The sequence below is a fragment of the Echinicola sediminis genome, from assembly GCF_054777495.1.
In genome coordinates this window covers 1-11045 of the sequence record NZ_BAAHAP010000035.1, presented here as the reverse complement: position 1 = coordinate 11045, position 11045 = coordinate 1, and the positions used below count along the sequence as shown (strand labels likewise).

Annotated in this window: 7 protein-coding genes; 2 read left to right on the top strand and 5 right to left on the bottom strand. The window is 40.0% G+C overall.

Annotated elements, in window-relative coordinates; all coding sequences use genetic code 11:
• A partial coding sequence (locus ACYVAA_RS10905) for a hybrid sensor histidine kinase/response regulator (RefSeq protein ID WP_460541492.1) occupies positions 1-4028 on the bottom strand: 4028 nt, incomplete at its 3' end.
• A gap of 269 nt (positions 4029-4297) precedes the next feature.
• Here ACYVAA_RS10905 and ACYVAA_RS10900 point away from each other — a divergent pair.
• Positions 4298-6088: a helix-turn-helix domain-containing protein gene (locus ACYVAA_RS10900; RefSeq protein WP_460541490.1), complete on the top strand. Its 1791-nt coding sequence runs from the start codon at positions 4298-4300 to the stop codon at positions 6086-6088.
• Positions 6089-6361: 273 nt separating this feature from the next.
• Positions 6362-7351, top strand: coding sequence for an NAD(P)-dependent alcohol dehydrogenase (locus tag ACYVAA_RS10895; protein ID WP_460541488.1), 990 nt, complete (start codon positions 6362-6364; stop codon positions 7349-7351).
• Positions 7352-7573: 222 nt separating this feature from the next.
• Here the strand turns inward: ACYVAA_RS10895 and ACYVAA_RS10890 are convergent, their stop codons facing one another.
• From ACYVAA_RS10890 to ACYVAA_RS10875, 4 genes are all read right to left on the bottom strand, one after another.
• Positions 7574-8035, bottom strand: a complete 462-nt coding sequence (locus ACYVAA_RS10890) for a YbhB/YbcL family Raf kinase inhibitor-like protein (RefSeq protein WP_460541486.1) — start codon at positions 8033-8035, stop codon at positions 7574-7576.
• A 463-nt stretch (positions 8036-8498) separates the two neighbouring features.
• On the bottom strand, positions 8499-10142 hold the full coding sequence (locus ACYVAA_RS10885; protein ID WP_460541484.1) for a PepSY-associated TM helix domain-containing protein: 1644 nt from the start codon (positions 10140-10142) through the stop codon (positions 8499-8501).
• A 2-nt stretch (positions 10143-10144) separates the two neighbouring features.
• A complete protein-coding gene (locus ACYVAA_RS10880; RefSeq protein WP_460541482.1) occupies positions 10145-10444 on the bottom strand; it encodes a hypothetical protein in 300 nt (99 codons plus the stop codon).
• 5 nt (positions 10445-10449) lie between these two features.
• Positions 10450-10776 carry a hypothetical protein gene (locus ACYVAA_RS10875; RefSeq protein WP_460541480.1) on the bottom strand — a complete coding sequence of 109 codons (327 nt, stop codon included), beginning with the start codon at positions 10774-10776 and terminating at the stop codon, positions 10450-10452.
• Positions 10777-11045: the final 269 nt, after the last annotated feature.

Below are 11045 nucleotides of genomic sequence, written 5' to 3'. Positions count from 1 at the left end.
TTAAAACCAAGGTCAAAAGCTATTTCTGAAATGCTCCTTTGTGTGCCCTTCAGCAGCTGCGCCACCCTTTTTAGCTTAATGGTTCTGATAAATTCAGAGATAGATTGATCAGTCAGGTCTTTCAGCTTCCTATAGATGACGGACCTGCTCATCCCCATTTCACTGACAAATGCGTTACCATTAAAATCAGTGTTTTGCATATTTTCCTCTACAATGCTGATGGCATTCTTAAGAAATTCCTCATCTGCAGAACTTGTGGTAATTTCCTTTGGCTGAAGGATGAGGTCCTTTTTGAATTTTTCTATTAAAGAAATTCTTGATTTGATGAGATTGGATACCCGGACACTTAAGATTTCCGCATCAAAGGGCTTGGTGATGTAAGCATCCGCCCCAATCTTATAACCTGATTTTTGGTAATTCTCCGAAGTCTTTGCTGTCAGTAAGATCACAGGAATATGGGAGGTCCTGATATTGGATTTTACGGCATGGCAAAATTCCATCCCATCCATCTTTGGCATCATCACATCACTGATCACCAGATCCACTTGGTGGCTCATCACCTGGCTCAGCCCTTCTTCCCCATTGGATGCTTCGTATAGGTGAAATTCTTCTTCAAATATGCTGCAAATATGCTTCCTTAGCGCATGATTATCTTCTACTACCAATAAGCTGAACCGGCCATCCGCAGCAGAACTGGAATGCTTTTCATTGGTTTCTTCTTCAATCAGTTCCTCTATGATCACCGGTCTATCGAAATGAAGCAGTTCATCTTCACTGGCATCATGAAGGGCTATTTGGTCCAGAAGCAGGTGTTTTTTCCCTAAGGGCAACCTCACTTCGAACTTCGTTCCTTTACCAAGTTCACTTTCAGCACGGATACTTCCCTGGTGCAATTCCACAATACTTTTGCTCAGGGCCAAGCCTATCCCAGAACCTAAACGGTCGCCAAACTGATAAAACCTGTCAAAGATATGCTTGACATTTTCTTCAGGAATCCCATCTCCATTGTCCTGGATGCTAATCAGCAAATTTCCTTTTCCGGCTCTCTTGGCAGGCCTGCGTTGCTTTTCTATGTTTATTTGAATGGTCCCTTTTTCCGGTGTGAATTTAAACGCATTCGACAAAAGATTAAAGAGGACTTTTTGGAGTTTAAGCTTATCGAACCAAAGTTCTATCGCTTCATTTTCAGCCACTAATTCAAACTTGATGTTCTTTGCCCGGGCAATTTCATCAAACGCTTCTTTTACTTCCCTGATAAAGGTGACAATATTGTTTTTTGAGGCCTGAAGCTGTAATTTCCCTGCCTCATTTTTTCTAAAATCCAACAATTCATTGATCAGCTGCATCAGCACGCTGGCATTTCGGAACATGACCTGGTGCTGCCCTTGTATAAATTGATCCCCCATTTTGTTTTTGATCAATCTTTCCAACGGACCGATGATCAAGGTTAGTGGCGTCCTGAAATCATGGGATATATTGGTAAACAGCTGAAGCTTTAACTGATTGACCTCCTCGATCCTTTCTTTAGCCAAACGCTCCTCCCTTAGCTCATTTCTTTCCCTGATTCGAATGAGCACATAATGCCTGATCACCATTACTATCGCAATGAGCACTACCGAATAAATGAGATAAGCCCACCAGGACTTCCAAGGGGCTGGCTTTACTGTGATCGACAAAGAAGCCCCCTTCTCGTTCCACAAGCCATCATTATTGGATGCTTTTACTTTAAAAACATAATCCCCAGCATCCAAGTTGGTATAAGTAGCGGCATGCTTGTTACCAATATAATTCCAGTCGCTATCAAAGCCCTCCAACATATAGGCATACTGATTTTTTTCGGGCTGGGAATAGCTTAACGCTACAAACTCCATATTAATCACATCCTGGTTGTGAGCAAGGTCTATCCGCTCAATAGCATCAGTGATGTTAAGATAAGGCTTATTATGAACGCTGATAGAGGTTATGGCCACCGGGGGGATAAAAGCATTTTCCTTAATTTGATCAGGATTAAAAATATTCAGTCCATTAGCCCCTCCAAAAAATAGCTCCCCTCTTTTATTTTTTAGATAAGCTCCGTAATTAAATTCATTACTTTGTAAACCATCAGAGGCATCAAAATTCTTGACTTTTTTGGTGAGCAAGTTCATCCTTGACAGGCCCTTGTTGGTACTGAACCACAAATGATTGTCATTGTCCGGAACGATGCCAAAAATGATCCCATTGGGCAAGCCATCCTTGACACCATATTGGACGGAACTTTGCGATTTCGGATCATAGCTAAAAACGCCTTCCCCTTCTGTCCCTACCCATATTTGACCATTTTCCTCCACATGAAGGGAAAGCACCCATGCAGAATGTTCTCGTCCATGCTGTTGCATATAATTGAGCGGGACAAATTCTTTTGTGGATACATTAAATTTTACCACACCACGATCCCCTCCTATCAAGACGGTGTCCCGATGGGCTGTGGGGATAATCGAAAAAATGATGGTACTGACATTGTTTTCCGGATCAGGGATTCTTTCGATGATACCAGTGGCCGGATCAAGCATATCCAAGCCACCTCCTGAGGTCCCGATCCAGATCTTCTTATGGTCGTCTTCATATAATGAAATGACCCTATTATCACTTAAACTGTTCCTGTCTTCTATGCTATGTTTATACCTTTTGAATTGGTAAGGGCGCTTATTAGGATCAAAGAAATTCAATCCTCCATCATGTGTCCCGATCCAGAAATTCCCCTGATGATCCTGGATCATCGCTTTGACGTTATTGGTGCTCAAAGATTTTTCATTTCCCTCCCTGTGGGTAAAGTAGCTGAACTTACCTGTTTTCCGCTGATAATAATTTATCCCCCCTCCTTCTGTACCAATCCAAAGGTCCCCGCTTTCATCCTCGACAATCGAGCTGATTACCTTGTAATTAAGTTTTGAGTCATTGGTACCAGCCGTAATATGCCTGAACAGGTCATAACTTCTGTCATAGTGATTCACTCCCCCGGCATAGGTACCGATCCACATATCCTTTTTGTTATCTTCAAAAATGCTATAAATGGAATTTTGACTCAAACTATTCGGATTGTTTTCATCGTGAACAAGGTATGAAATGCGATCTCTTTGTTTATTGATGATGTAAATACCATCATAGGTCCCCACCCAAATATTTCCCTGGTAATCTTCCCGGATTATCCTTACAGCGCTGGAAATGGAAGGTATTGGTGAACTATCAATTTCGAAAAATCTGAATGTGTCTGAAGATGGACGCAAAACCGTCAGTCCATTGCTAACACCTACCCACACATTTCCTTGACTGTCCTCAAAAACAGAACTTAACCGGTTTTCATTCTTTTCTTCCTGATCCGCTCTTGAATTTTCGTATTTCTGTAATTTACTTCCCTTAGGATCAAAAAAATAAATACTATTCAATGTCTTTATCCATAAACCTCCGTTTCTGGCATTGAATAATGACCTCACCCTGACTCCTGCCAGTTCTTTTGCCACGTCAGCATCATTACTTATGGGTACATATTGGTTTGATCTGCTATCCAAGCAGATCAAACCATAGTCAGTACCAATATATAAGCTATGGTCTCCCGCCGAAACGATACTGGTGACATTATAATCGTTTCCTAAATCCCCTTGTTGATGGGGCCTGATCCTCTGAAAAGCTGCTTCTTCCGGATTGTACCGGTTAATCCCATTTTGGGTTCCCACCCAAATTACCCCTGCTGGATCCTGAAAAATTGATTTGACTATATTTCCGCTTAGGCTAGTGGAATCCTGGTAATTGTAGCGAAAAGTAACAAATTGATTTCCATCGTATTTGTTCAACCCATCCCTTGTTCCAAACCATAAAAAGCCATGGCTATCCTGATAGATACTCAGCACGGAACTTTGGGACAAACCATCTTTCAAGGAAATATTCTTAAACTTAACGGTATTGTTAACCTCATCTATCTGTAGCCCATAACTTTCTGTAATGGAAATCAACAGCACAAAAAGAAACCATTTGAAAGACCGAAACCGCATTTAATAACCGAATATCTTTTAATTCTTTGTTTTAGGAAAGTTAGCAAAACACAAAACAACCACCAAGGGCTGTTAAATTTTATTTTGCAATTCATTTTCACTACCATATAATAATCCGATTAAATGCACTACTCAACCGTTTCTGTTTTCTTAGCTGATATCAGACTCTTACCTTCAGCCGTTTTCTCTATTTTTGATACCAATGGCCTGAACTATCGAGTCCATATTGGCACAAAACTCCTTATATTGCACCCTACCAATTAAAAACAATGGCTAAAAACACCCTCGCAGTCCTTCCCTTTGTCAATATGAGCTCGGATCCGGAGAGTGAGTACTTTTGTGATGGGATTACGGAAGAAATTATCAATGCCCTTGCCCAGATCAGAGGCCTGAAAGTTACCTCAAGAAGCTCCTCTTTCTTTTTTAAGCAGAAAACACTTCCAATTCGTGACATCGCCCAAAAACTGAGGGTAAACATTGTTCTGGAAGGAAGTATCAGGATCGCAGGGAATATTGTTCGGATTACAGCCCAGCTCATCCATGCAGAAGATGATTTTCATTTTTGGTCCGAAACCTGGGACCGAAAACTGGAAAATATTTTTGAAATACAAGATGAGATCAGTCTCTTGATCGCAGACAAGCTTCGTGAACAAACAGGCCACTTTGAGATCGATGACCATCTGGTAAAGAAACAAACCGATAGCTTGGACGCCTATGCATACTCCCTGAAAGCAAAATACCTGTTTAATAAATGGAACCCCATAGACGTTCAGGCCTCCATTCAACTCTATGAAAAAGCCAGTAAATTAGACCCTGAGTACGTGGAAACCTATGTAGGTTTGGCGGATGCCTATGGTTTTTTGGGTACCACAGAAGTAATGTCCAGGGAAGAGGCCTGGCAAAAAGCTGCATATTATACTCAGAAAGCCTATCAACTGGACACTGGAAATGCCGGAGTACAATATCAAATGGCCAACTTAGCCTTCTTTACTGAATGTAATTTCCAGAAAGCCCTTTCCCATACCCTAAAATCCATTGATTTAAAACCCAATTATCCTGAATCACAGCAATTCATGGCTTTTTTGTACACCATCTCCGATGACATGAAAAAAGCCAAGCAACATCTTCAGCTGGCATTGAGTATCGATCCCCTTTCTCAAGAAACGCTTTTCTTTAAAGCCTATTTTGATTACCGCAACCACCGTTATCAGCAAGCACTGGATGAAGTCAACAACTGCCTCTACCACAACCCTAAAAACATCCCCGCCTATATCCTTAAATGCTATTGCCTTTTAAAGCTTATTCGATTCAAGGAAGTATTGGACTATTTGAACGCGATGCCCAACGACATACTTTTGCCCAGTGAAAAACTTGGAATCACCTGCCTTACTCATTGGTTAAATAAAGATACTGAAAAGGCACAACAGCATATCAGCCAATTGGAGGAGGAAGTAGAAAATCCCCATTCCTTTCAAGCCCATTCTTATTGGTTTTTAGTCCTGGTAATAATGGGTAAAACCGATAAGGCATTCGCTTGGCTGGACAAAGCCATCGATATGAAATCATCTATTTTGTTGCTCTCCTATACTGATCCTCTTGCTGATACTTTAAGAAAAGCCCCCCTATTTGAAGATTATAAGGAAAGATTATTTTACAGCGGTACTATTCTCCCTAAACCTGAGAAAAAGACACCATTATTGAGCCATGAAATGGCCGAAAAATATTCTTCCAAGTTGACACAAGTCATGCAAGAAGAGGAAGCCTATTTAAACCCTGGCTTAAGCCTGAAGAGTTTGGCTCATCAGTTTCAATTACACCCCAACCAACTCTCTTGGCTACTTAATGAGAATATAGGTAAAAACTTCAATGAGTTCATCAACCATTATCGGCTGACCCATTTCAAAAAACTGGCTACTTCCCCATCAAACTCGCATCTGTCTTTAATAGGTTTGGCCTATGAAAGTGGCTTTAACTCAAAAACAGTTTTCAATACATTTTTTAAGAAAGAAGAAGGGATCACCCCAAAAGAATTTGTCAAGCTCAATCAGGCTGACCGATAGGCACTGTATTCACTGAAACAATTCATTCCCTCTGATTATCCGCATGGTTAGCACGCATGAAAATTTCCGACAGTTCATCGTTTACCGGCGCCAGTGGGAATATTCATATTTTTCCTTTTTCAAAACTATATCTGCTTCATAGCCCCTGATTTGGTTTGCATTTATAATCCCGAACCTATTTCATGAATACCTGAACTTCTGATAGAAAGAAGTTAGCTTCCTTTACCCTACAAAACAACAGTAAACTATCCTTCTACCTAAACTGAAATCAATATGGAAGCCAATACGATGAAAGCCATTGTGGCGATTGGATATGGATCACCGGAAGTTTTAAAACTGAAAGAAGTCATTATTCCACAACCCAAGGAAAATGAGGTCCTGGTAAGAGTTCATGCAAGCTCCGCCACTACGGCAGATCAAATGATGCGTACAGGACAACCCTACTTTGGACGTTTGTTTACCGGACTTCAAAAGCCTAAACACCCTACCCCAGGTACGGGCTTTGCGGGAGAAATCATTTCTGTGGGCACCAAGGTTGTTGCCTTCAAGCCCGGAGAACGCGTATTGGGAGAAACTACGCTAGGATTCAGTACCAATGCTGAATTTGTGACCGTGCCAGAAAACGGTGTTATTCTCCCCATGCCTAAAAACATGAGCTATACTGAAGCAGCCCCTATTTGTGACGGGGCCCTCACTTCACTTAACTTCCTCAGAAAAGTAACCAAACTCCAAGCCGGACAAAAGATACTGATTAATGGCGCTTCAGGAAGTCTTGGTACAGCAGCAATACAACTCGCAAAATACTTTGGTGCGGAAGTAACCGGAGTTTGCGGAAGTAAAAATTTGAAGCTGATCAAATCCTTGGGGGCCGATCATGTAATTGATTATACTAACGGACCGATTTTCCATGGAAAAGCTAAATACGATATTATCTTTGATACGGTAGGGAAGCTTAATTATAGAAATGTTAAAAAATCCCTTTCTAAAAATGGGTTTTACCTATCTCCTGTCCTTGAATTCCCCTTATTAATTGACATGTTCAAGACCTCTCTTTTCTCAAAAAAGAGAGCAAAATTTGCTGCAACGGGCATGAAATCAGATAAAAGTTTGAGGGTAATGTTGGCAGAACTATTAAATATTCATGAAAAAGGACATTTAAAAATAGTGGTAGACCGACTGTATCCGCTCGAAGAATTGGCCAATGCCCATCACTACATCTCCAAAGGCCATAAAAAAGGCAATGTTGTGATCACTTCAGCCTAATTAAAAAACATGTAAAAGGGAATTTGGCAGCCTAAAACCCCATGCAAGACTGCTAAACTCCCCTACTGCATCCTGGTTTGTCTGTTCTTTTGATAATAATGATGCTGAAATTACTGTTAAATCTCTGCTTTGGGCTATTTCCGCTGGGCAGATTCCAAGAAGTTTAGGAATAAGTTGATAAATGAATCATATATAAAAAAGACTACCAAATTACCTTAGCACTTAAACCAAATGATAATCCAATATTCTCTCGTATACTCCCTTTAGTTCTCCATATCCTACAAGATGATATCGGATACCTTCTTCTATGTCAAGTAAGCCCACATTTTGATGATGAAAATACAAGTAATCATCCAATGCATAAACCTTAAACACATACTTATGTAAGCGTCCATGAGGATTGGGCCCCGAATATTCTTTTATATTGAAACCATTGAGTCCAGTCTCACATTTGGTTTCATTTTCCCGAACTAAGCCCGTGGCCGGAATATTATAAGCCAACCAATGAATGGATTCCTCCATTTCAATATCTTTCATTATGACCACTAAGGATTTGGCTTTGGTCGGAATATTTTTGATTTGTAAAGGGGGATTTACATTTTTCCCATCATAAGTATAATCTGCCGGGATAAACTTATCTGGACCAATTTTGGTACTTGAAATTATAAGCGTATTTTTTCTCATGGCAAGCGGGTTTATATTATCTAAACATTTATCCCTAGTACTAAATTCAGCACAATGTCAGTCAATTAAAAATTGATACGATAAAAATTGTAACTGTGGTATTTACAATCCTGTCAAGTGGATCCCCACCAGACTAAACTTTTTATTTATAAAAACTACTGTGCTTTTCAGATACTAAACAATAAATAGTTGAGGCTTTATTTGATTTTGTGCTTACTCCCTTTCTTGTAGTTCTCTATTTCCGATAATGCCTGACTTTTACAAATCTCTACTCCACACATCAACCTATAACTACCAGTAACTAAACCAATTACACCAAACCCTTCATAAACCTTTACACCTCCTTTCAAGTACTTCTAATATACAAAATTATACCGATCATACACAAATTTAAAATAAACAAATTATGAATAATTTAGTTAAAACGTTTCAGCTGATCTAAACACTTAGTACCTCTTCACTGTTAGGACATCGCAAGGTGCTTTTCATTACTGGTTTCTTTGGATTGCTTCTTCTCAAACTTACTGACGGGCTTATTCCCTTTCCCCGTTTTCCTCTTGATTTTTAAGGCTATAATAAGTGCAATCAAGGAAATAACTATCCAGAACATATCCACAAAAAACACCTGATAGTATCCCGCAGACAGTGTCACCCAAAGCCAGTTTCCACTAACTATTCCATTAGCGACAGGGACCATAAAACCTAATACAGCCCCACTCAACAAGGAATATTTGTTGGTAAAGTAATTATCCCGCTTCAGGGTAAAGAAAATTGAAAGAATCAACCAAGCATAAAAAAAGAGCTGGTAAATATGGTTCATGCGCTCAGGGTTAAACTCCGGCAATAAAAATTTCACCGCTAAAAACGTAAAAGCAGTAACGGGAAACATACTCAAACATACCGCCAAATATATCCATACCACCCAAGCATTGAATTTTCGCTGCTTTTCAGGAATATGCTTTTTATCCCTGGCTACCAGCCAGATCATTACTCCAGAGATAATGACAAAACAAGAGGCTATGCCAAGAATAAAATACACAATCCTTAACGGCATTCCTCCAAAATCCCCATAATGGAGTTGGGTGATAACCGCCATTGCAGCATCCTGATACGATGTTTCCAGGTAAGGATCAGTCACCTGCAATTCAGCCCCATTTAGATCGTATACTATCCCTCCTCTTCCTGCAAATTTAAGGTTGTGTGAAGTGTATCCCTCCACTCCAATCCGCATGTTCTTATCCCCAAAATTGTAAACTTGAACGGTTTTCACCTCAAAACCCGTCCATTTTTGTCCCGCTTGATCCACAAAATCATTGATACTTGGAATATGGGACAGTCTGTCACCTGACAGATCAAACTTAAGGGGATTAAAACCAAAATCTTCGTATAGCTGATTGGTATCACCATCATACATAAAAGTGACCACGGCGGGAGACATTACAGTGGTGCCGATGATAAGGCAAGCACCGGTTACCGCGTACACAAATTGATATGGCAGGCCCAAAATCCCCAATGCTGTATGGGCATCCGTCCAAAGGTTTTTGAGACTGGCCATAGGCCTGAAGACGTAGAAATTGGAGATCATTTTCTTCCAATGCACCAAAACCCCGGTAATGATGGCAAAAAGAAAGAAAAATGCCACAAATCCGGACAACAAATACCCCGAAGTTCCCCAAAGATTGAGCTGGGCAAAAAAGTGTAATCTGTAAAGAAACTCCCCAATGCTATAATTGCTCTTATACGTATAGGAATTAAGGTTTTCAGTATCCATGTAGAAAAAATCCCTGCGCTGGGCATCCTCACTGGCCGTACTGTCCTGTGAGGCAGTAATGCTTACCCCTACCCTCCGCTCATTAAAGAATTTAGTAAAGGACACATCCCTTCCGTACAATTCTTTTTCCCCAGAAATGGAATCAAGCATCTTATCCACATCTATTTCCTTCAGGCCCATTCCTTCCATAACAGGTTCGTTCCTTTCCCAGCCGATAATTTCATCCCTGAAAAAAGAAAAAGAACCTGCAAAAAAGATCACGTATAAGGCCACACTGATCACTATGCCGCTAACCGTATGGGTGTGAAATAGAATATTGTAAACCCTATTACTCATAATCAAATAATTGGATGGTAAATTTTACTGAAATAGATAATAATTGAGAAGACAAGGGCGATCAAGAGATAAAGCCCCCATGCTTTCCAACCGTTTTTGAAAAGGAAAGCCAACAAAAAGAGGGTGGCCCATAACATAAATCCTCCAAAACGCAGTGTGGTCAGCACATTGATATGGTCGAGCCAAAAACCTATGGCCATGAAGAAGGTGACGGTCACCCCGTAGCCTCCAAAGAAACCTGCGGTGATTTTAGCAAACCGTTGGCTTCTCGATGTGGTCAAATATTTTTTATTCGCTGGCATAATTATTAAATCAATTCCAAAATCAGTGAGAAGACAAAAACGCCAGCAATCACCTTGTAACTGACAAATCTCAACGGACTAAGCATTACTACCAAACTTCCTGCTGCCATGATAAAGACAGCATAGGTAAAAATCCCAGAACCCGTACCGCTAGTGAATATGGCCACGATTAATCCCCAAATTAATAACACAGTCCCTGAGTATTTGGCGGATTGGGGATTGTCCTGTAGCCATCTTTCCAGCTTGGTTGATTGAAAAAGCTGGGCCTTCTTTGAGGTATTGTAAAAGCAGAAAAAACCCAAAAAGACGATTAAAGCCATCAATGTCATCATTTTACCTTGATTTAGATTTCTAATCGTGACAAAGATAGAAGCGATAAAAAAGCCAAGCAACTTTATTTAGATTTATTTTAAATAAATATTAGATTAAATGAAATGTATGATAAACACTATAAAAACTAATTATATTAACAAAAAAATACATACAGCTAATATTTAACCGATTGCACCCAGTTTATAACACATTTTATATCTCCAGCTTCATTACAACATACATTTACATTATCTTTACGTTCAAATTGTTATTTAACCCATTCGTACCC

What these genes read in the sequence shown, in the direction of transcription:
- ACYVAA_RS10900 (WP_460541490.1), top strand. Translation starts at nt 4,298, where the DNA reads ATGGCTAAAAACACCCTCGCAGTCCTTCCCTTTGTCAATATGAGCTCG.
- ACYVAA_RS10895 (WP_460541488.1), top strand. Translation starts at nt 6,362, where the DNA reads ATGGAAGCCAATACGATGAAAGCCATTGTGGCGATTGGATATGGATCA.
- ACYVAA_RS10890 (WP_460541486.1), bottom strand. Translation starts at nt 8,035, where the DNA reads ATGAGAAAAAATACGCTTATAATTTCAAGTACCAAAATTGGTCCAGAT.
- ACYVAA_RS10885 (WP_460541484.1), bottom strand. Translation starts at nt 10,142, where the DNA reads ATGAGTAATAGGGTTTACAATATTCTATTTCACACCCATACGGTTAGC.
- ACYVAA_RS10880 (WP_460541482.1), bottom strand. Translation starts at nt 10,444, where the DNA reads ATGCCAGCGAATAAAAAATATTTGACCACATCGAGAAGCCAACGGTTT.
- ACYVAA_RS10875 (WP_460541480.1), bottom strand. Translation starts at nt 10,776, where the DNA reads ATGATGACATTGATGGCTTTAATCGTCTTTTTGGGTTTTTTCTGCTTT.